Origin of the sequence: Agromyces sp. CCNWLW203, assembly GCF_036576125.1 — a bacterium.
Taxonomy (GTDB): Bacteria; Actinomycetota; Actinomycetes; order Actinomycetales; family Microbacteriaceae; genus Agromyces.
This window is the reverse complement of record NZ_JAZHYX010000003.1, coordinates 258,165-277,608: the sequence shown is the minus strand read 5'-3', so window position 1 is coordinate 277,608 and position 19,444 is coordinate 258,165. Positions and strand designations below refer to the sequence as shown.

The window sequence follows — 19,444 nt, the reverse complement described above, 5'->3', positions numbered from 1 at the left end:
CGCCGATAGTGTGGAGGAATGACCGATCGCGCCCCGCTCCGCATCGTGCTCGCCGAAGATTCGGTGCTGCTCCGCGAGGGGCTCGTTCGGCTCTTCGACGAGGCCGGCTTCGAGACGGTGGCCGCGTACGGCGAGGCCGATTCGCTGCTCGCAGCGCTCGACGAGACGCGCCCCGACCTCGCGATCCTCGACGTGCGCATGCCGCCGACCTTCCGTGACGAGGGCGTGCGCGCGGCGATCGAGCTGCGGCGCCGCATGCCGAAGGTCGGGGTGCTCCTGCTCAGCCAGTACGTCGAGGGCACGTACGCCCACGAGCTGCTCTCGTCGGGCGAGGGCGGCATGGGCTACCTGCTGAAAGACCGCGTCGCCTCGCTCGACGAACTCGAAGACGCCGTCGAGCGGGTGAGCCAGGGCGGCACCGTGCTCGACCCGCAGGTCGTGCGCGAACTGCTCGCCCGCCGCAGCGACCCGCTCGAGACGCTGACACCTCGCGAGCGCGAAGTCATGACGCTCATGGCCGAGGGCCGCACGAACGCCGGCATCGCCAAGGAGCTCTTCATCGGCGTCGGCGCCGTGGAGAAGAACGTCACCTCGATCTTCCAGAAACTCGGCCTCGAGGATTCGGGCACCGACCACCGCCGCGTGCTCGCGGTGCTCACCTGGTTGCAGCGCTGACGTGGTGGGCCGGCCCGGTCAGGTGCCAGGCTTGCGCCGAAGCGGCACGTGGGTGCGCAGCACCTCGAGGTAACTGCGGTAGCCGTGGAACATCCAGAACAGGAACGAGACCACCGCGACGACCGCGCCGGTGGCGACCGACCATCCCACCGACGCGGTGAACGCGTAGACCAGCGCACCGGTGAGGAGGCCGACGAGTGCGGTGTTCACGACGAGCATCACCATCGCCGAACTCGCGAAGACCTGCGTGCGGTCGCGAGCGGCGAACGGGTAGTAGGTCTGGCCGATGCCCGCCTCATCGTCGGTCGTGCCCATGAGGAAGTACCGTTCGATGCCCGGGTCGAGATCGAGGTAGGCGCCGCGCAGCCGATTCATGGCGAGCACGTACGCGAGGTCTTCGGTCGCGGTGTTGAACACGCGGAACTGCGTGATGACCCCGAGCAGCACGAGCAGTACCAGTACGCCGAGCGCGGCGATGCCGAACCATCCGCGGAACTCGGTGGCGTTGCCGAGCACCCCGAGGGTCACGAGCCCCGCCGAGACGAGCGTGAGGAAGATCGCGATGCGGGTGAGCACCTCGCTCTGCGTCGTCGACCGTGAGGCGAGCAGGCTCCAGTGCTCGGTGGCCAGCATCTGCGCGCGCAGCGACTTCTGCGCGTCGGTCAGGGGCGGGTCGGATGTCGCGCTCGAACTCGCGCCCGCGCCCGAACTCGCGCCCGCGGCATCCGCCGAAGACGAAACGGGCCCGGGTGCATCCGCCGTCATACCGGCATTCTGCACCCGGGCCCGTCAGCCCGCCATTGCGCGTTACTTGACGGCGACGTGGGAGAAGAGGAACCAGCGGTCCTTGTCGAGGCCGCGGCGGATCTCGATCACGACGTCTTGGCTCACCGGGTCGAGCTCGTCGAGACCCTCGATCGCCTCGGCGAGCTTCTCGGCCGTGAGGTCGATCTGGGCCACGATGTCGGCGATGGCCTCGTCGTAGGGCTGGAAGCCGAGCTTCGGGTTCGCGGCGCCGGTCTTGTCGGCGACGGACTTCAGGCGACCGTCGACAGGGAGTCCGAGTGCAACGACCCGCTCAGCGGCGAGGTCCGCCCACTCCTGCGCGTGCGCCACGACGACATCGAGCAGCTCGTGCACGGCGATGAAGTTCACGCCGCGCACGTGCCAGTGCGCCTGCTTGCCGTTGACGGCGAGGGCGACGAGCTCCTGCACCACGGGAGTCAGGAACTGGGCGACGCCCGATGCCACGTCGGCGTTCGCGCCGGCCTTGGGGGTCTTGGGAGCAGTCTTCGTGTCGGTCATGTGGTCCACCTTCCCTGAACGTATGTCGAGTTCAACGCTACGCGGGTGCCCACATATTTCAAGGAAGGGAAGGCTCGGCTGATCCGAGCTCGGCGACCGGCTCGTCGTGTCGGTCTCCGCCGATGTCGATGATCGTCGAGTCTGTCGCGTCCTGCTGCCGGATGCAGTCCGGGCCGGCCCGGTGCGGAGCCAGTGTGCGGAGTGCACGGCGGAGGAGCGGTATGGCTCTGTGGAGGGGATGACGGGAATCGAACCCGCGTGATCAGTTTGGAAGATAAGTCTTCTGCCTCACATCGACGCCCGGAATGCCGCAGAACCGCGCGATTTGCGGGAGTCGTTCATCCGGTCGCGTGGGGTGCAGTTAGGGGCACGTGAGGCCCCTAATGGCACGCGCAGGGCACGGCTGGACTGCCGAGGGCAACGGCGAGACTCCCGCTAAGTCCTCGGCGCGGATATGGTCGCACGAGGGGGTGCGCGTGAACGGCAATGCTTGGAGAGACACGGGCTGGTACTTTGCGCCAACGAGCGCGTCCGAACTCATGACCGCAATTGCGCGCGTCGGTACCCACGGCACCAACCACCGCTTCGCATGGCGTGGGCACGCCGATGCCGACTATGTCTGGGCTTCCTCCCTCCATCGCAGGCTCACTTTCGAGGGCGTCACGGTTACGGAAGAGGCCCTGGTTGAGCGGGAAGTGCACATCCTCGATGAGGCACGTCGATGGGGCCTCGGTGTCGAGGGAGGGCAACTCGTTGACGATCTGCAACTGCTCGCAGACCTCCAACACTTCGGAGTTCCGACCCGGCTCGTCGATGTGACGAGCAATCCGATGACCGCGCTGTGGTTCGCGACAGCCTCGGCGTCATTTCAAGTGGGCGGGGGGACCACTATGCGGTCCAAACCTGGCCTGCTTATCGCGATGAACATGCCGTGGTACAACGAGGGCCGCGCGGTGGGAAAACCGCAGACCGTATTCAAGACCGTCGGAAGCCCTCCGAGAACTCTTCGCGACCTCGGGGGTCTCAGCGTCAAGCGCGAGCAGGGCCTCGAACTTAGTACGCCGTTCGTAGTCAGTTCGAGCATGCCGAACGATCGCCTTCGTGCGCAGGAGGGCTACTTCATCGCGAGCGCGCACCCCGAGAATTCGAAGCCGCCCCTAACGAGTCTCAGCATCGCCGTACCTCAGGGCGACGCGGCGGATGTGCGGCGCCTGCTTATGAAGTCACGGACGGTTGGCCTGCCGAAGCACATGCCGTTCGTCGCTATCCTCGTGCCCTCCGGGGTGAAGAAGCAGTTGCGTGACTATCTCCGTTTAACCTACAGCCGCACCGCGAAGGGGCTCTTTCCCGACTACACGGGCTTCCGCGACTTCGGCAAGTGGCGAACCGCGGATGAGTAGAGCGAGCGCGTTGGGCGACGTAGGCGGGGCGACCTTGCCCGCGCCGGGCTGTTGCAGCACGGGGCACCTTGGCCGCTTTCAGGGACTGACCGTCGGTCGTGCTCGATAGCCTTCCCACGTGGATGAGGCAGAGTGGGCGAACGCCATAGCGACTTGGTGGGGCGTGGGCGCGGCGGCGCTGTTCGGCGCGGGCGGTCTAGTCGTCGGGATGGTGGGGCTTGCCCAGGCGGGGAAAGCGCGTCAGGAGGCAAAGGCGGCGAATGACCTCGCAGCAGAGGCGAACCGGATAGCGGAGGACGCCAACCGGATCGCAAAGGGCCAGGTCGAGCGCGCTGCCGAACTCCACCGGATCGACTGGGAGGGCTGGTGGGAACGCCCAGGCTTCTACCGCGTCAAGAACCTTGGCCCTGATCTTGCGGAGGATGTGCGGGCCCAAGTCACCGTCGATGAAGAGACGATGGTCGGTACGGCTACGCAATTGGAGGGCGGAGAGTCGATCCTTCTTGAATTTCCTATCGCGCTCGCGACGTGGGAGCGCGAAGAGCGCGAGAGGGCGGCGGAACGGGCGCGAGCGCGTTCTCAAGGCCCGGGGATTCACATCGCGTTCCTGAGCGCCATGCATGGGCAGGATCACTCGATCAGGGACCTGATCACGTGGCGCACGCCGAAGGGCAATCCCCAGAAATATGAGGAGTCGAGCAACTTTTGCTCGCTCGCGTGACGCCGCGTGGAGCGCGTTGGCCGAGTTGGGTGTGCAGTGGAGTAGCGGGCGGCAGCGCCTCGAAGCAATCATCCGCCTGGAGATGCCCGGCACCTGAGACGCGACGGCTGGCCTACGCCGTGATCTTGAGTGTTCTCCGGACAGCCAGAACGAACGCCTCCTTGGCCTGCGCCGCGGCGTCGGCGTCCTCACCCGCCATAGTGTCGGTGAATCCATTGAGCGCATCGAGCAAGTCGTTCGGCCCGAGGATTTCGAGCGCCGCCACCACGTCAGTGAGTTCGTCCTGGATGGGCCGTACCTGTTCGAGGTTGCTCGCGATGCTCTCGCTGAGGTCATGGCGCTCCTCGGCGACGGACGCATCACCCGCGGCCACCGCCGCCTCAAGCTCCGCCACTCGCGCCATCATCACCACGCCAGCCGCTCGATGGCGAGCGAATCGATCGGCGAGGGCGACTACGCGCGTGAAACCGTCATAGCGACGCTCACGAAGCCAGCGCGCGTGATCGCGCTTCGATTGCCATCCGGCCAGTGCGATCGAAACGATCGCGCTTACGATGACTGCGCCGAAGATGGATACGAGAAACGTGGGGTCGATGGCGGCGGGCTGATCGGCGGCGTTGGCGAGGATCACGAGGCGAGCCTATCGATGGCTGAAGGATGCCACGGGAGGACTCTCAGAGTGCCAATCGAGAGCGATAAGGGCACGGGGAGGGCACGAACGGGCCTCGAAGTGGCCCTGAGGGTCGGAATACCAGGGGAGCGATTCCCCGTCTCATCTGGGGCTAACAGAGGGGATGACGGGAATCGAACCCGCGTGATCAGTTTGGAAGACTGAGGCTCTACCATTGAGCTACATCCCCGCGTACCCGCTCGCGGGCACTGGATCATCGTAGTACACGATGACCCCCGTCTTGTGACGCGAGCCGGGCTCGCCGCCTACCGCAGGGCCGCGATCGAGCGGATGGTGCCGCGCGCGAGCCGCAGCTGGCGCTCGTACGTCGCCGCGAGCACGACGAGCAGCACGCCCGCGATGCCCAGCCACAGCCACCACCACACGGCCTCGTAGAGGTCGGTGATCCACGGCCAGAGCTGCACGAGCGCATGCACGAGCAACACCGCACCGCCGAGCAGCAGAGGCGCCTGCAGGCGGCGCACGGCGCCGATGACGAGCACGACGACCGCGACGACGCCCAGCGTCACGATGCGCCAGAGCTGGGGATCGGTGAAGTCGGCGAAGAGGGGCGGCACGAGGAGCACCGCGAGCCCCGGGCCGAGCGCCGGCCAGCTGCCGACCTCGGGGGAGCGGCGCATGCGGAACCATCCGGCACCGATGAGCGCTACGCCGAGCGATGCAGTGACGAGATCGAACGGGTTGAGCTCACCGGAGAGGAGCACGATCGTGCCTCCGAGGGTCAACGAGCCGAGCATCGTCCAGACGGGCACCGACCCGGCGAGGGGTCTGATGCTCGTCGCGGCCGATGCGATGCAGACGAGCGCGAGCACTGGGAACAGCACGGCCGAACGCACGAGCGCCGAGTCGCCGCCGACGATCTCCAGCACGGTCGGCACTGCTGCCAGGACGACGGATGCTGCGAGCAGCACCTCTGCCAGCCAGAGCGGCCGAGATGCGGTGCGCGCCCACATGACCGCGATGGTGACACCGGCCGCCAGCGCGATGAGCGGCCAGAACTCGGCGATGAGCACGCTGTCGGCGCCATCCGTGGCGACGGTGGCCCCGCGCACGAGACCGGCACCGGTGAAGGCGACCCAGCCCGTGAGCACGCCGAGGAGCCGGACCGGCACGCCGCGTGCGAGCTCGGGGAGGAACATCGCGGCGATCGCCACGACGAGGCCGATCGAGACGAGCAGGAGCGCCCGCAATTCAGCCTCGCCGGCCGTGCCGATGCTCGGCAGCACCGCGATCGCCGCGGCGGTCGCGAACAGTGCCGTGCGCCCCTGCGAGGGGGCGCTGCCGCTGGTGCGTCGCCAGGTGATCAACCCGCCCGCTAGGGCGAGGGCGGCCGCGAGCGGGAGCGTGTAGGCCTCGACACCGATCGGGTCGCGGGCAGGGTCACCCGAGAGCCACGCCCACACCGTCGCGACGCCGAGTGCGAGGCTCAGCCAGCTGAGATGACGGCTCGGCGCTTCACCGCCGATCGGATCGCCCTCGAGCGCGGCGAGCAGGATCGGGACCGGGGTCAGCAGCAGGAGCACGACCCAGAGTTCGCCGACGCCGAACGAGGCGGTGGCGCCCGCCATAAGCGCGAACGCGCCGACGGCGCCGGTCGCGACCGCCCAGACGAGGCGCGTGCGGCCCGTGCGCGGTGGCACGACGTGGGCGAGCCCGGCGGCGAGCACGGCGGAACCCGCGACGCCGACCCCGATGAACTCCGCGCCGAACGTCTCGTCGACGACGACCGCGGAGACGAAGCCGAGTGCGAGCGGGGTTACCGCAGCGAACGCGACCCGCAGCGCCTCGGGTGCCCCGAGGCGCACCCACAGCACTCCGGCGATCACGAGGGCGGCGGCGGGCACCCAGCGCCACGAGGCATCCGTCTCGAATGCCAGGGCCCAGACCGAGATGACGGATGCCGCGAACAGCGGTGTCACCATGCACACGCGATCGATCGTGCTGCCGAAGCGCACGAGCGCCGCGAAGCCGAGGAGCACCGAGGAGACGATGGCGAGCCACATCCACGGCTCGGCCGCCTGCAGGTCGCCGGCCGCCAGCCAGAACGGGATCGAGAACACGGCGAAGACGAAGAGCGTCGAGGCGGTCGCGAGATGCGCCGCGCCGACTACGGGCGCAGCCGTGACGGGCCAGACCCGAGGCGCGAGCACGCGGCCCGTGATGACGAGCACGATCACGAGCGCCGTGACCCAGGGCCAGATCGCGGCACTCGAGTACCCCACCCACCAGGCGAACCCGGCGCTGGCCACGCCGCCGACGGCGAGGGTCGCGAGCAGGGCGGGAACGTCGAGCCGGCGCCGGAATGCAGCGAGCGCGAGCGCACCGCCGGCGAGCACGAGGAGCAGCGCAGCAGCGATCGCGGGGCCGGGAACGACGCAGGCGACGGCGATGCCGCTCGCGAACACCGCCGCGGTCGGGATCGCGGCCAGCTCGCGACCGCGGCGCAGCAGCACGGAGATGACGAGTGCGCCGACGCCGACGACCACGGGCACGAGCACCGTGGTGAGGTCGTGGCCGGGAGTGGCGGGCGGCAGTGGCTCCGCGACCTCGAGATTCCACGGAGGCAGGCTTCCGGCGAGCCGCGTCCAGACGGCGCCGAGCGCGAGGAACACGCCTGGCAGCACGGAGCATGCGGCGACGGCGAGCGCCGTGACGCACGCCGCGAACGAATCCCGGGCGATCGCGCCAGTGAGGCGCGTGCCGGCGGCGAACACGGCGGCGACGAGACCGGCTGCCGCCGGTCCGAGCCAGAGCCCGACCTCGCTCGGCAGCTCGCCGAGGATCGCCAAGGTCGGGGCGAGGGCGAGGCTGAGGCCGAAGGCGGGTGCCCCGACGCGGCCCCAGACCGCCGAGACCCCGGGTCGCAGCCGTACCGCGACGAGTGCGACGAGCCACGCGGCCGCCACCGCGAGGTACCACCACAGACGGCTCCACGGCACCTCGGGCAGCGCCCAGTAGGCGGGAAGCAGGGCGAGCGCCCCGGCGATGAAGCCCGCCGTCATCACGATCGTGCGCTCGATCATGGCAGGCAGCAGCACCGCGAGCGAGCCAAGGAGCGAGACGGCGAGGAACCCGACCCAGAACGGGGTGCTGAGCTGGTCGTCGGGTGCCGCTTCGATGGCGAGGAGGAACACGCCGACCGGAGAGAACGCCGCCGCCGCGAACCCGGCGACGCGGATGCCGCTCGCGGCGCGCACGCCCGCGAGCACTGCGGCGACGACGAGCAGGGCACCGCCGAGGTACGCCGACGTGCCGGTGGTCTCGGTGCCGAACAGCATGTTGGCCCGAACGATCCACACGTCGAGCAGCAGCAGCACGATGGCGACGGATGCCACGCCCTCGGCGGTGCCCGGCAGACGCCGGGCCCGGAGCAGCCAAGCGACGCCGAGCACCGCGACGCTCGCGACGGCGATGATGATCGACCGCACTTCGAGTGACGCGACGAGGTATGCGACGAAGAGGAACACGATCGCCGTGATCGAGATGAGCACGACGCCGAGCGTGAGGAGCAGCACCTGCACGCCTGAGCGGCCGGATCGGGCGGGGGCAGGAGCTAGGGGAGTCGCAGCGGCCGCCGTGGTCGCCGGTGCGGCCGGAGCGGCGGTGATCGGAGCGTTCACGGGCGTCTGCGGGGCGACCGGCGTCGACGCCGGATCGGGCACGGCGACCGAGAGAGCTGACGCCGCAGGGATCGCCGCTGGCGCGACCGCCGCCGGAGCGGCGTGCGCCGCGGCATCCGTCACGCTCGACGCCGCCGCCGCCTGACGGACGCGAGCCGCCTGCGACGCGCGCATCGTCGTGATGAGCTTCTGCCGGTCGACCTCCCGATCGTGCACCGCGCGACCTGCGTTCAGCAGTTCGGCCGCGGCGGGCACCGAGAGGTCGAGCCCGCAGGTGCCGCACACCGCGCCCTGCAGCGTCGTGAAGCACGAGGGGCAGAGCGTGGTGTCGATCAGTTGCAGTGGGCCGGACGGCCAGCGTCGGACGTCGCGGGCATCGGCGGGGTGCTCGGGCATGGCCACACTCTGCCACGGTCGGGGCGGCTCGCGGCGGATCATCCACAACTCCGTTTCGCGTGCCGGAAACGGGCATGCACCACGGGTGCCTCATGCTGTGCAGTAGACTTTCCGGGGTCCATCCGTCTGACGCATGCTTTCGCATGCCCGCGCGGCTGAATCGACGAGTTGAGTCGCGACTCGGGGCGTAGCTCAGCTTGGTAGAGCGCCCGCTTTGGGAGCGGGAGGTCGCAGGTTCGAATCCTGTCGCCCCGACGAGTTCCCCGACTCGACACGAACTTCCACACAACAGGAGAACTTCCACATGCCGACCACTTCGGTTGAGAAGCTGAGCCCCACTCGCGCCAAGCTCACCATCTCGGTGACGCCCGAGGAGCTGAAGCCCAGCATCGCCCACGCGTACGAGCACATCGCCGAGCAGATCAACGTGCCCGGTTTCCGCAAGGGCAAGGTGCCGCCGCCCATCGTCGACCAGCGCGTCGGCAAGGGCGCCGTGCTCGAGCACGCCGTCAACGAGGGCCTCGACGGGTTCTACCGTGCCGCCGTCGCCGAGCACGAGCTGCGCCCCCTCGGCCGGCCCGAGGCCGACATCGTCGAGTGGCCCAGCGACAAGGACTTCACGGGCGATCTGCTGCTCGCGATCGAGGTCGACGTGCGCCCCGAGATCGAGCTGCCCGCCTACGACGGCATCGAGCTCACGGTCGACTCCGTCGAGGTCGCCGATGACGAGGTCGCCGAAGAGCTCGACCGTCTGCGCAGCCGTTTCGGCACGCTCATCACGGTCGACCGCCCCGCCAAGACCGGCGACTTCGTGACCCTCGACCTCGTCGCCAAGATCGAAGAGGCCGAGGTCGACACGGCCAGCGGCATCTCGTACGAGCTCGGCTCCGGCGACCTCATCGAGGGCATCGACGAGGCCCTCGACACGCTCTCCGCCGGCGAGACCACCACCTTCGCGTCGAAGCTCCTGGGCGGCGACCACGAGGGCGAGACCGCGGAGATCACCGTCACCGTCTCCGCCGTGAAGGAGCGCGAGCTCCCCGCAGCCGACGACGACTTCGCGCAGATCGCGAGCGAGTTCGACACGCTCGCCGAGCTGACCGACAGCCTCAAGGAGCAGGTCGCCCGCAACAAGTCGTTCGGTCAGGGCAGCCAGGCCCGCGACCTCCTCGTCGACAAGCTCCTCGAGCTCGTCGAGGTTCCCGTCGCGCAGGCCGTCATCGACGACGAGGTGCACCGTCACCTCGAGAACGAGAACCGCCTCGAAGACGACGAGCACCGCGCAGAGGTCGCCGTGTCGAGCGAGAAGGCGTTCAAGACGCAGATCCTGCTCGACACGATCGCCGAGGCCGAGAAGGTCCAGGTCAGCCAGGACGAGCTGACCCAGTACCTCGTGCAGGGCGCAGCCCAGTACGGCATGGACCCGAACGAGTTCGTGCAGATCCTCAGCCAGAACAACCAGATCCCCGCCATGGTCGGCGAGGTCGCGCGCAACAAGGCGCTCGCGATCGCGCTCGGCAAGGCGAAGGTGTCGGATGCCGCGGGCAAGCCCGTCGACCTCTCCGAGTTCACCGCCGTCGCCGGCGCCGAGGCTGAAGCCGAGGCAGAGATCGTCGACGAGGCAGAAGAGATCGTCGAAGAGGCCGAGGCCGCCGAGAAGCCCGCGCCGAAGAAGCGCGCGCCGAAGAAGGCAGCAGCGACCGACGAGGCCGCAGCCGACGCAGCCGAGAAGCCCGCGCCGAAGAAGCGTGCGGCCAAGAAGGCCGACGCCGAGTAATCGAGCATCGTTTCGACAGGAGGGGCCGGGCGTTTCGCCCGGCCCCTCCTGCATTCACGAGAGATACGCGCATGAGCGACTGGCAGGACCGCGTCGACGCCGTCTGGGCGTCGGCTGACGAACTCGGTGACGCCGAGGTGATCCGCCGCATCGACGCCCTCGCGGTCGAGCGGCCGGCGGGCGATCCGCTCGCGCTGTTCGAGCGAGCGGGCGCCCGAGACTCGGCCGGTCTCGAGGCCGAAGCGGAGCCGCTGTACCGGCAGGCCATCGCGGGCGGGCTCACCGGCTCCGAACGCGTGCAGGCTCACGTGCAGCTCGCCTCGACGATCCGCAACCTCGGGCGGCCGCTCGAGTCCATCGCGCTGCTCGACGCGATCGAGCCAGAGGCCGGTGAGCTGCACGACGCCGTCGTCGCCTTCCGCGCGCTCGCGAGGGTCGATGCGGGCGACGCGCGGCTCGCGGCATCCGAGGCCCTCGCCGCCCTCGCACCGCACCTGCCGCGGTACCGGGTGTCGCTCGCCGCATACGCTGCGGAGCTCGCGGCATCCGCCTAGGGCGAACAGCCCCGTTCACGCGCGTTGCACCGGATAGATTCGAGTGAACGCGACAACGGAAACGGAGCGACACATGGCCGAACCGACACCAGGCACCGGTGTTTTCGATCGACTGCTGAAGGACCGCATCATCTGGCTTGGCTCCGAGGTGCGCGACGACAACGCGAACGAGATCGCAGCGAAGCTGCTGCTGCTCGCCGCTGAAGATGCCAAGAAAGACATCTACCTCTACGTGAACTCGCCCGGCGGGTCGATCACGGCGGGCATGGCGATCTACGACACCATGCAGTTCGTGCCCAACGACATCGTCACCGTCGGCATCGGCATGGCCGCCTCCATGGGCCAGCTGCTCCTGACGGCCGGCACGAAGGGCAAGCGGTACATCACCCCGAACGCCCGCGTGCTGCTGCACCAGCCGCACGGCGGCTTCGGCGGCACCGCGAGCGACATCCAGACGCAGGCGCAGCTCATCCTCGACATGAAGAAGCGACTCGCCGAGATCACCGCGGCGCAGACGGGCAAGACCGTCGAGCAGATCAACGCCGACGGCGACCGCGACCGCTGGTTCAACGCGCAGGAGGCCCTCGAGTACGGCTTCGTCGACCACATCCGCGAATCGGCACTCGACGTCGCCGGCGGCGGCGGAACCCAGGCGTAGGCACTCGAGAGAAGAGAGAACGAGCGAATGAACATCCCCGCTTTCGGTGGCACCGCCTTCAACGGCGTGCAGGCACCGGGCTCGCGCTACATCCTGCCGAGCTTCGAAGAGCGCACGGCCTACGGCTACAAGCGTCAAGACCCCTACGCCAAGCTCTTCGAGGACCGCATCATCTTCCTCGGCGTGCAGGTCGACGACGCGTCGGCCGACGACATCATGGCGCAGCTGCTCGTGCTGGAGTCGATGGACCCCGACCGCGACATCATCCTCTACATCAACTCGCCCGGCGGCTCCTTCACGGCCATGACGGCGATCTACGACACGATGCAGTACATCCGTCCGCAGATCCAGACGGTCGTGCTCGGCCAGGCGGCCTCGGCCGCTGCGGTCATCGCCGCGGCCGGCACGCCCGGCAAGCGCCTCGCGCTGCCGAACGCCCGCGTGCTGATCCACCAGCCCGCCATGGGCGAAGCGGGTCACGGCCAGGCGTCCGACATCGAGATCCAGGCCGCCGAGATCATGCGCATGCGCTCGTGGCTCGAAGAGACGCTCTCGCGTCACTCGAACCGCACGCCCGAACAGGTGCACACCGACATCGACCGCGACAAGATCCTGTCGGCGGCCGAGGCGCTCGAGTACGGTCTCATCGACCAGGTGCTCAGCTCCCGCAAGAGCCTCCCGGCGATCGCGCGATAGCTCGCTGCACCGTGAACGCGGCGGATGACCGGCTGAACGACAGCCGCGCCATCCGCCGCGTTTCGCTGTCTCCGGCTGCCGCGATCGATCGTGTCGCCTGGCCGGCGAGCATTCCGGCGATCGACCAGCTGATCGGCGACGGCGGCCTCGAGTTCGCTCCCGGGCTGACGTTCCTCGTGGGCGAGAACGGCAGCGGCAAGTCGACGCTGCTCGAGGGCATCGCGACGGCCTACGGGCTGCCGCCCGAGGGCGGCAGCAGCAACGGGGGCACGACGACCCGGCCGAGCGAGTCGCCGCTCGCCGAGTGGTTGCGCATCGAGCGCAGCCCATCGGCGCCGCGGTGGGGGTTCTTCCTCCGTTCCGAGACGATGCACGGCTACTACAGCTACCTCGAGGCCCTGCCCGACAGCCCCGATCGGCACCTGCACTCGCTCAGTCACGGCGAATCGTTCAACGACCTCCTCGACAACAAGCTGAACCACCCGCGCTACCGTGCCGGCCTCGTGTGCCTCGACGAGCCCGAGGCCGCGCTCTCGTTCTCGTCGATCCTCGGATGGATCTCCGGCCTCGACCGCATGGTCGCCCGTGGCACGCAGATCATCTGCGCGACGCACTCGCCGGTGCTCGCGTCCGTGCCAGGTGCGACGATCCTCGAACTGGGGGAGTGGGGCATCCGCGAGACCGCCTGGGACGACCTCGAGCTCGTCTCGCACTGGCGCGGGTACCTCGACGATCCGCGGCGCTACCTCCGCCACCTCCTCGACTGAGGTCCCGGTTCGCGGCCCGCGAACGGCCGAGCGTGTCGAATCCCGCGCGCTACCCTCGATCGGCCCGATCTCGGGCTAGGCTCGGAACAGACTCGTCGACAGGGAGGGTTTCGATGGCACGCATCGGAGAGAGCGCCGACCTGCTCAAGTGCTCGTTCTGCGGAAAGAGCCAGAAGCAGGTGCAGCAGCTCATCGCCGGACCCGGCGTCTACATCTGCGACGAGTGCGTGGAGCTCTGCAACGAGATCATCGAGGAGCGTCTCGCCGAGGCCGGCGAGACCGAGGCCGGCGAGTTCGAGCTGCCCAAGCCGAAGGAGATCTTCGGCTACCTCGAGGAGTACGTGATCGGCCAGGAGGCCGCGAAGAAGGCGCTCGCCGTCGCGGTCTACAACCACTACAAGCGCGTGCGCGCCCGCACCGCCCTGACCTCGGCCGACGCCCGCGACGATGTCGAGCTCTCGAAGTCCAACATCCTGCTGATCGGCCCCACCGGCTGCGGCAAGACCTACCTCGCACAGACGCTCGCGAAGCAGCTGAACGTGCCGTTCGCCGTCGCCGACGCCACCGCGTTGACCGAGGCCGGCTACGTCGGCGAAGACGTCGAGAACATCCTGCTGAAGCTCATCCAGGCGGCCGACTTCGACGTGAAGCGCGCCGAGACGGGCATCATCTACATCGACGAGATCGATAAGATCGCGCGCAAGGCCGAGAACCCGTCGATCACGAGGGATGTCTCCGGCGAAGGCGTGCAGCAGGCGCTGCTGAAGATCCTCGAGGGCACGGTCGCGTCGGTGCCGCCGCAGGGCGGCCGCAAGCACCCGCATCAGGAATTCATCCAGATCGACACGACGAACGTGCTGTTCATCGTCGCCGGCGCCTTCGCCGGCCTCGAGGACATCATCTCCTCGCGAGCAGGCAAGCGTGGAATCGGCTTCGGTGCGCCGCTGCACAACAAGGAAGAGGAAGCCGACATCTTCAGCGAGGTCCTCCCTGAAGACCTCCACAAGTTCGGTCTCATCCCCGAGTTCATCGGTCGGCTCCCGGTCGTCGCGACGGTCATGCCGCTCGACCGGGATGCGCTCATGGAGATCCTCACCGTGCCGCGCAACGCGCTCGTCCGTCAGTACCAGCGAATGTTCGAGCTCGACGGGGTGGAGCTCGACTTCGAGGAGGAGGCGCTGCAGGCGATCGCCGACCTCGCGGTGCTGCGCCAGACGGGTGCCCGTGGGCTCCGCGCCATCATGGAGGAGGTGCTCGGACCGATCATGTTCGAGGTGCCCTCCTCGACGGGCGTCGCGCGTGTGGTCGTCACGAAGGCAGCGGTGCTCGACAACGCCGCGCCGACGATCGTGCCGCACACGAAGCAGCGTCGCACCGAGAAGTCGGCGTAACCGGGCCCCGAGAGCGAGCGCCGCCCATCTTCCACACCGTTGTCGCGGGCGTCATCGCGGCCATCACCGGGTTCGCGAGCTCGTTCGCGCTCGTGATCGCGGGCCTCGTCGCCGTCGGCGCGACCGAGACGCAGGCGGCTTCCGGGCTCTTCGCGCTCTGCATCGCCACCGGCCTCCTCTGCATCGTGCTCCCGCTCGCGACGCGCATGCCGGTCTCGTTCGCCTGGTCGACGCCGGGCGCGGCGCTGCTCGTGGCGGCGGCTGCAACGACGCAGCAGTTCGCTGCTGCAATCGGCGCGTTCATCGTGTGCGGCGTGCTCATCGTGCTCGCGGGCCTCTGGCCGGCCCTCGGCCGGGCGATCACGAGCATCCCGAAGCCGATCGCGAGTGCGATGCTCGCCGGCATCCTGTTCCCGATCTGCGTGGCGCCGGTGTTCGCCGCGGTCGAGCAGCCGGCGATCGCCGTGCCCATGGTGCTCGTCTGGCTGCTGCTCGCGCGTCTCGCGCCGCGCTGGGCCGTGCCCGCGGCGATGCTCGTCGCAGTGATCGGCATCGCCGTGCTGGCGGGGCCCGCGGTGCTTGCGAGCGAGGCGGTCCGGCCGCAGCTCCAGTTCGTCGCTCCGGTCTTCGACCCGTTCGTGATCGTGAGCCTCGGCCTCCCGCTCTTCATCGTGACGATGGCGGGGCAGAACGTGCCCGGCTTCGCCGTGATGTCGACGTTCGGCTACCGCCTCGCGCCGCGGCCCGTGCTGGTCGCCTCGGGCGTGGCCTCGGTGGGCGCGGCGTTCGCCGGTGGGCATGCGTTGAACCTCGCGGCGATCACGGCGGCGATCATGGCAAGCCCCGAGTCGAACGCCGATCCGCGACGACGCTGGGTGGCGACCTTCACCTCGGGCATCGTCTACCTCGTGCTGGGCGCCGGCGCAGGTCTCGCGGCCGCCGTCGTGCAGGCGTCGCCGCCGATCATCATCACCGCGGTCGCCGGGCTGGCATTGCTCGGAGCCATGGTCACCTCGCTGACGGGCGCGCTCGAAGACCCTCGTCAGCGCATCACGGCGATCGGCACGTTCCTCGTCACCGCGTCGGGGGTCGCCGTGATCGGCATCGGCTCCGCATTCTGGGGCCTCGTCGTCGGCGGGGTGCTCATGCTCTGGCTCGGCCGAAGCACACCGGCACCTGGCGGGCAGGCGCCCTCCCAAGCGCCCTCTCCCGAGCCCTCAGCACCCCACGTGGGCGACGACGAGCATGATCGCGACCCCGAGCCCGCCTGATCAGTCGTAGACCCGCAGGAGCTGCCAGCGGTCGTCGCGTCGTTGCACGTCGAACACGTGGGTCTCGCCGTCGTCGGCACTCGCCTGGAACCGCCATCCACTGATCTGCAGGGGCGGGCGCCCGGGCGACACGTCGTAGTGCGCGACCGGCGCCCACCAGTCGCACGGGCCGACGAGGGTGGTGGGCGTATCGCTCACACGGAAACGGCGGGCCCGCCACACGAGTCGCTCGGGGCGGCCGTCGTCGCTCGTCCACAGCTCGACGTACTCCTGCACGAGCGACATGGGCACCTCACCGATTCGAATGTATGTTCGAATCGTAGCATCGAGTTCCCGCATGCGAAACGCCGCCGTGCATGGAGCACGGCGGCGTTCGACGGTTGCGTTCGGCTCAGGCCAGATCGTCGTCGGTGCGGGCGCCGAAGACGATCTCGTCCCAGCTCGGCATCGACGCGCGGCCCTTCTTCGAGCTGCCACGGGCATTGGTGGTGCTCGAGACGCCCTTGCCACCCCAGATACTGCGCGCGGCGGTGCCGGGCTTCTCGTCGGGCTGCTCGAGCTCCGGGGTCTCTTGCACGGGCGCCGGAGTGGGAGTCGCCGGCTGGCGCTCGGGCTCGCCGACCGCGGCCTCGCGTTCGCCGCGCCGGCGGCGCAGGGCCTCGAGCAGGTCGGCGGTCTCTCCGAGCGTCTGCTTCGGCTCATCCGCTCGCTTGATCGCCGCGCGTGCCACCGCCGGGCTCGATGCCTGGGGGGTGCGTGCGTACGGAAGCGGCTCCAGGTGAGGCGCCGTGTCGAAGTCGCCGTGCTCGGGCTCTTCGAAGGTGAAGGCACCGCTGTCGAAACGGGACTCCTCGGACTCGGGACCGACGGCGCGGAGGCGGGGGATGAGCCCGCCCTTCATCTCGCCCTGCTGCGAGAGCGTGATCGCCTCGGAGTTCAGCGGCTGCAGCGCCTGCTTGCGGGGCTCGAAGCTCCAGCGGGCATCGTGGTCGATGGTCTCGGCGGTGAACTCGAGCTTGATGATCCAGCCGCGCTCCTCGTCCTTCCAGCTCGCCCAGCGTTCGCCGTGGGCGCTGAGCTGTGCGAGCCGCTCGCGGATGACGCCGCCGAACGAGGGCTGCTCGTCGGCGGCCTCGGACTCGGGTGTCACGTGCACGGGAACGGCGAGGGCTGATGTCACCATGTGTTCGCGCTCGGCGAGCACCGGTCCCTCGAATCGGCGGATGTAGTCGATGGAGGCGCCGGTGACCTGTGCGACCTCTTCGGCCGACATGCCGGCGCGGATGTGGGCCTGCACCTCGCGCGGCGAGGGTTTCGGCCCGGTGTGCTGCTCGGGTTGCGCCTGACGGATGCGAGATTGCAGCACCTCGTCGATCTCGATCCGGAAGCGTGCTCCGTCGTCGGAAGCGGCGAGCAACGCGCCGTTCTCGACTCCGATTACCTTGAGTTCTTGCATCGCGACAAGCCCTTCCGTGCTTTCGTCTCCGCCCAAGGATGCCATGCCGGGGCGGGTGCTCGTGGGAATAGGACGGGCGCGCCGGAAGTTGAGCAGGGAGCAGCTGTGGAAACGCTGCGAAAGTGGTTTGCTAACGCCACCGATTTGATGCAGACTATGGCCGCCGAATCATCGGCGATGAAGAAATGGATGGGAATGGCAACGGATTACGACGCACCGAGGAAGACCGAAGACGACTCCGAGTCGATCGAGGCCCTCAAGGAGCGCGTCCCCGACAAGATGTCGGGCGTAGTGGATGTCGATGACGCCGATAACCCCGGCGGGTTCGACCTCGCTGGTGCCGATCTCTCCGACGTCGAACTCGACGTCGTGGTGCTTCCGCCTCAGGCGGACGAGTTCACCTGCGTGAACTGCTTCCTCGTGAAGCACCGTTCGCAGATGGACCACGAGACGAAGCTCGGACCGATCTGCTTGGAGTGCGCCTCCTAGGCGCCAGGCTCGGTACCTTCAGGCCGTCGCGATCCATTGATCGCGGCGGCCAGTTCTTTCGGATGACGCGTCGAGACGAGCCAGTACGGCGTCGGATCCGACGGGTCGGTGATCGGCACCCGCACGACGGGCGCCACCCAGCCGCGGATCACGAGGAACGCCCGTGCGTCGAGACCCGTGCCGCGTTCGACGCGAGCCGCGGCATCCGTCGCCCCGGTCGCGACGCCCGTGTCGGCCAGGGAGATCGAGGCGCGACCCGCGCGGAGGCGACCGTCCGCCACCTCGACGACCGGCGCGGTGATGCTGAGCGCTGCGACCGTCGCGCCGTAGAGGATCACGCCGGTCGCGATGCCGGCGGGCATCGAGACGGGCGCGAGGACCAGGATGCTGGAGGGGATCAGCAGCAGGCTGACGACGTAGATCCAGGGCGTCGGCCAGAGTTTCTCGCGGTAGTCGGGCATGGCTCTATTCGACCAGACTTCTGCACTACCCTCGAACAGTGACCGATTCCGTCGATGTGCTGATCACTGCTGAACGCGTGCCGAACTACGCCCATCCGGGCGACGCGGGCGCCGATCTCCACGCTTCCGAGTCCGTCGTGCTCGGCCCCGGCGAACGCGCCACGGTCGGCACCGGCGTCGCGATCGCCCTGCCCGACGGCTACGTCGCCTTCGTGGTGCCGCGCTCGGGCCTGGCCTTCAAGCACGGCATCACGATCGTCAATGCGCCCGGCACCGTCGATGCCGGCTACCGCGGCGAGATCAAGGTCGCACTGTTGAATACCGACGCCCGCGAGGCGCACACGATCGAGGTCGGCGACCGCATCGCCCAGATCGTCGTGATGCCGGTGAGCCGCGCTCGATTCGTCGAGGTCGAGCGGCTGCCCGGGAGCCTGCGCGGCGAGGCAGGATTCGGCTCCACCGGTCTCGGGGAGCACAAGTCAGGAGTGAACGCATGAGCGACATCGAAACCGGCGGCGACATCCCCGCCGAACAGCCAAAGTCCGCCCCCGAAGACCGCGCAGAGGCGGGTCCCTTCGACGAGGCCGAGGCGAACCCCGTTCGCCCGTACGTCGACCTCGGCGGGGTCAAGGTGCTGCCGCGCGACGGACTCCACCTCCGCCTCGAGGTCGAGGAGGGCACGAAGCGCGTCGTCGCGATCGGCCTCGACTACGCGAACTCGACGCTGCAGGTGCAGCCCTTCGCCGCGCCGCGGTCGAGTGGCCTGTGGCACGAGATCCGCGCCCAGATCGCCGACCAGATCGCGCGTCAGGGCGGCTCGACCACCGTTCGCGAGGGCACCTTCGGGCCCGAGCTGCTGGCGCAGATCCCCGTCGCAGCAGGCGAGGGGCAGCCGGGGCAGATGCGCCTCGCTCGCTTCATCGGCGTCGACGGGCCCCGCTGGTTCCTCCGCGGCGTCATCGCCGGCGAGGCCGCGGTCGACCCCGCCGCAGCAGTCAAGGTCGAAGACCTCTTCCGTTCGATCGTCGTGGTGCGCGGCAGCACGCCGATGCCGCCGCGCGACCTCATTCCGCTGCGCATGCCCGCGTCCTCCGCGGGCGCGCCCACGGTGTGACC

General features: G+C 69.0%; 20 protein-coding genes and 2 tRNA genes. 14 read left to right on the top strand and 8 right to left on the bottom strand.

Translation table 11 applies throughout. The features are described 5' to 3' along the window. The first annotated feature begins 18 nt into the window (after positions 1-18). Positions 19-675, top strand: coding sequence for a response regulator transcription factor (locus VPH61_RS09445; RefSeq protein ID WP_332063241.1), 657 nt, complete (start codon positions 19-21; stop codon positions 673-675). Between the two features lie 18 nt (positions 676-693). Here VPH61_RS09445 and VPH61_RS09440 read toward each other — a convergent pair whose 3' ends face one another. Both VPH61_RS09440 and VPH61_RS09435 read right to left on the bottom strand, forming a co-directional pair. Further along, on the bottom strand, positions 694-1,440 hold the full coding sequence (locus tag VPH61_RS09440; RefSeq protein ID WP_332063240.1) for a hypothetical protein: 747 nt from the start codon (positions 1,438-1,440) through the stop codon (positions 694-696). A 42-nt stretch (positions 1,441-1,482) separates the two neighbouring features. Next, positions 1,483-1,980, bottom strand: coding sequence for a Dps family protein (locus VPH61_RS09435; RefSeq protein WP_332063239.1), 498 nt, complete (start codon positions 1,978-1,980; stop codon positions 1,483-1,485). A 476-nt stretch (positions 1,981-2,456) separates the two neighbouring features. Between VPH61_RS09435 and VPH61_RS09430 the strand changes: the two genes are divergently transcribed. Beyond that, positions 2,457-3,380, top strand: coding sequence for an FRG domain-containing protein (locus tag VPH61_RS09430; protein ID WP_332063238.1), 924 nt, complete (start codon positions 2,457-2,459; stop codon positions 3,378-3,380). A gap of 118 nt (positions 3,381-3,498) precedes the next feature. Continuing rightward, entirely contained in the window at positions 3,499-4,101 is a 603-nt protein-coding gene (locus tag VPH61_RS09425) for a hypothetical protein (RefSeq protein WP_332063237.1), read from the top strand. Positions 4,102-4,213: 112 nt separating this feature from the next. Here VPH61_RS09425 and VPH61_RS09420 read toward each other — a convergent pair whose 3' ends face one another. From VPH61_RS09420 to VPH61_RS09410, 3 genes are all read right to left on the bottom strand, one after another. Further along, a complete protein-coding gene (locus VPH61_RS09420; protein ID WP_332063236.1) occupies positions 4,214-4,732 on the bottom strand; it encodes a hypothetical protein in 519 nt (172 codons plus the stop codon). A 158-nt stretch (positions 4,733-4,890) separates the two neighbouring features. Beyond that, a tRNA-Gly gene (locus VPH61_RS09415) sits at positions 4,891-4,961 on the bottom strand. Between the two features lie 76 nt (positions 4,962-5,037). Beyond that, positions 5,038-8,808 carry an SCO7613 C-terminal domain-containing membrane protein gene (locus tag VPH61_RS09410; protein WP_332063235.1) on the bottom strand — a complete coding sequence of 1,257 codons (3,771 nt, stop codon included), beginning with the start codon at positions 8,806-8,808 and terminating at the stop codon, positions 5,038-5,040. Between the two features lie 181 nt (positions 8,809-8,989). Between VPH61_RS09410 and VPH61_RS09405 the strand changes: the two genes are divergently transcribed. The 8 genes from VPH61_RS09405 to VPH61_RS09370 all read left to right on the top strand — a co-directional run bounded on the left by VPH61_RS09405 (position 8,990) and on the right by VPH61_RS09370 (position 15,922). After that, positions 8,990-9,063: transfer RNA gene (locus tag VPH61_RS09405), tRNA-Pro, on the top strand. Between the two features lie 49 nt (positions 9,064-9,112). Next, positions 9,113-10,585, top strand: a complete 1,473-nt coding sequence (tig, locus tag VPH61_RS09400; protein ID WP_332063234.1) for a trigger factor — start codon at positions 9,113-9,115, stop codon at positions 10,583-10,585. Positions 10,586-10,656: 71 nt separating this feature from the next. Then, positions 10,657-11,139, top strand: coding sequence for a tetratricopeptide repeat protein (locus VPH61_RS09395; protein ID WP_332063233.1), 483 nt, complete (start codon positions 10,657-10,659; stop codon positions 11,137-11,139). Between the two features lie 73 nt (positions 11,140-11,212). Next, complete coding sequence (locus VPH61_RS09390; protein WP_056650900.1) at positions 11,213-11,797, top strand: ATP-dependent Clp protease proteolytic subunit; 585 nt, start codon at positions 11,213-11,215, stop codon at positions 11,795-11,797. A gap of 27 nt (positions 11,798-11,824) precedes the next feature. Then, complete coding sequence (locus VPH61_RS09385) at positions 11,825-12,493, top strand: ATP-dependent Clp protease proteolytic subunit (RefSeq protein WP_332063232.1); 669 nt, start codon at positions 11,825-11,827, stop codon at positions 12,491-12,493. Positions 12,494-12,504: 11 nt separating this feature from the next. Then, on the top strand, positions 12,505-13,260 hold the full coding sequence (locus tag VPH61_RS09380) for an AAA family ATPase (protein ID WP_332063231.1): 756 nt from the start codon (positions 12,505-12,507) through the stop codon (positions 13,258-13,260). Between the two features lie 113 nt (positions 13,261-13,373). Continuing rightward, a complete protein-coding gene (clpX, locus tag VPH61_RS09375; protein ID WP_332063230.1) occupies positions 13,374-14,651 on the top strand; it encodes an ATP-dependent Clp protease ATP-binding subunit ClpX in 1,278 nt (425 codons plus the stop codon). A 26-nt stretch (positions 14,652-14,677) separates the two neighbouring features. Next, a complete protein-coding gene (locus VPH61_RS09370) occupies positions 14,678-15,922 on the top strand; it encodes a benzoate/H(+) symporter BenE family transporter (RefSeq protein ID WP_332063408.1) in 1,245 nt (414 codons plus the stop codon). On the opposite strand, the gene VPH61_RS09365 is transcribed toward VPH61_RS09370, so the two are convergent. Both VPH61_RS09365 and sepH read right to left on the bottom strand, forming a co-directional pair. Further along, positions 15,923-16,213, bottom strand: a complete 291-nt coding sequence (locus tag VPH61_RS09365) for a DUF6504 family protein (protein WP_442879082.1) — start codon at positions 16,211-16,213, stop codon at positions 15,923-15,925. Positions 16,214-16,313: 100 nt separating this feature from the next. Further along, the gene (gene sepH / locus VPH61_RS09360) at positions 16,314-17,378 is read right to left on the bottom strand and encodes a septation protein SepH (RefSeq protein ID WP_332063229.1); all 1,065 of its coding nucleotides are present in this window, start codon (positions 17,376-17,378) and stop codon (positions 16,314-16,316) included. Positions 17,379-17,573: 195 nt separating this feature from the next. Between sepH and VPH61_RS09355 the strand changes: the two genes are divergently transcribed. After that, the gene (locus VPH61_RS09355; RefSeq protein ID WP_056009399.1) at positions 17,574-17,867 is read left to right on the top strand and encodes a DUF4193 domain-containing protein; all 294 of its coding nucleotides are present in this window, start codon (positions 17,574-17,576) and stop codon (positions 17,865-17,867) included. On the opposite strand, the gene VPH61_RS09350 is transcribed toward VPH61_RS09355, so the two are convergent. Then, positions 17,864-18,328 (bottom strand): DUF3093 domain-containing protein, encoded by a 465-nt coding sequence (locus VPH61_RS09350; RefSeq protein ID WP_332063228.1) that lies wholly within the window; start codon positions 18,326-18,328, stop codon positions 17,864-17,866. The genes VPH61_RS09355 and VPH61_RS09350 overlap by 4 nt on opposite strands. A 38-nt stretch (positions 18,329-18,366) precedes the next feature. Between VPH61_RS09350 and dut the strand changes: the two genes are divergently transcribed. Together dut and VPH61_RS09340 are read left to right on the top strand one after the other, a co-directional pair. Then, positions 18,367-18,825 carry a dUTP diphosphatase gene (gene dut, locus VPH61_RS09345; protein WP_332063227.1) on the top strand — a complete coding sequence of 153 codons (459 nt, stop codon included), beginning with the start codon at positions 18,367-18,369 and terminating at the stop codon, positions 18,823-18,825. Further along, positions 18,822-19,442, top strand: a complete 621-nt coding sequence (locus VPH61_RS09340) for a DUF3710 domain-containing protein (RefSeq protein WP_332063226.1) — start codon at positions 18,822-18,824, stop codon at positions 19,440-19,442. The genes dut and VPH61_RS09340 overlap by 4 nt, the downstream gene beginning before the upstream one ends. Positions 19,443-19,444 lie beyond the last annotated feature (2 nt).

What these genes read in the sequence shown, in the direction of transcription:
- VPH61_RS09390 (WP_056650900.1), top strand. Translation starts at nt 11,213, where the DNA reads ATGGCCGAACCGACACCAGGCACCGGTGTTTTCGATCGACTGCTGAAG.
- clpX (WP_332063230.1), top strand. Translation starts at nt 13,374, where the DNA reads ATGGCACGCATCGGAGAGAGCGCCGACCTGCTCAAGTGCTCGTTCTGC.
- VPH61_RS09340 (WP_332063226.1), top strand. Translation starts at nt 18,822, where the DNA reads ATGAGCGACATCGAAACCGGCGGCGACATCCCCGCCGAACAGCCAAAG.
- tig (WP_332063234.1), top strand. Translation starts at nt 9,113, where the DNA reads ATGCCGACCACTTCGGTTGAGAAGCTGAGCCCCACTCGCGCCAAGCTC.
- VPH61_RS09410 (WP_332063235.1), bottom strand. Translation starts at nt 8,808, where the DNA reads ATGCCCGAGCACCCCGCCGATGCCCGCGACGTCCGACGCTGGCCGTCC.
- VPH61_RS09445 (WP_332063241.1), top strand. Translation starts at nt 19, where the DNA reads ATGACCGATCGCGCCCCGCTCCGCATCGTGCTCGCCGAAGATTCGGTG.
- VPH61_RS09440 (WP_332063240.1), bottom strand. Translation starts at nt 1,440, where the DNA reads ATGACGGCGGATGCACCCGGGCCCGTTTCGTCTTCGGCGGATGCCGCG.
- sepH (WP_332063229.1), bottom strand. Translation starts at nt 17,378, where the DNA reads ATGCAAGAACTCAAGGTAATCGGAGTCGAGAACGGCGCGTTGCTCGCC.
- VPH61_RS09435 (WP_332063239.1), bottom strand. Translation starts at nt 1,980, where the DNA reads ATGACCGACACGAAGACTGCTCCCAAGACCCCCAAGGCCGGCGCGAAC.
- VPH61_RS09350 (WP_332063228.1), bottom strand. Translation starts at nt 18,328, where the DNA reads ATGCCCGACTACCGCGAGAAACTCTGGCCGACGCCCTGGATCTACGTC.
- VPH61_RS09355 (WP_056009399.1), top strand. Translation starts at nt 17,574, where the DNA reads ATGGCAACGGATTACGACGCACCGAGGAAGACCGAAGACGACTCCGAG.
- VPH61_RS09395 (WP_332063233.1), top strand. Translation starts at nt 10,657, where the DNA reads ATGAGCGACTGGCAGGACCGCGTCGACGCCGTCTGGGCGTCGGCTGAC.
- VPH61_RS09385 (WP_332063232.1), top strand. Translation starts at nt 11,825, where the DNA reads ATGAACATCCCCGCTTTCGGTGGCACCGCCTTCAACGGCGTGCAGGCA.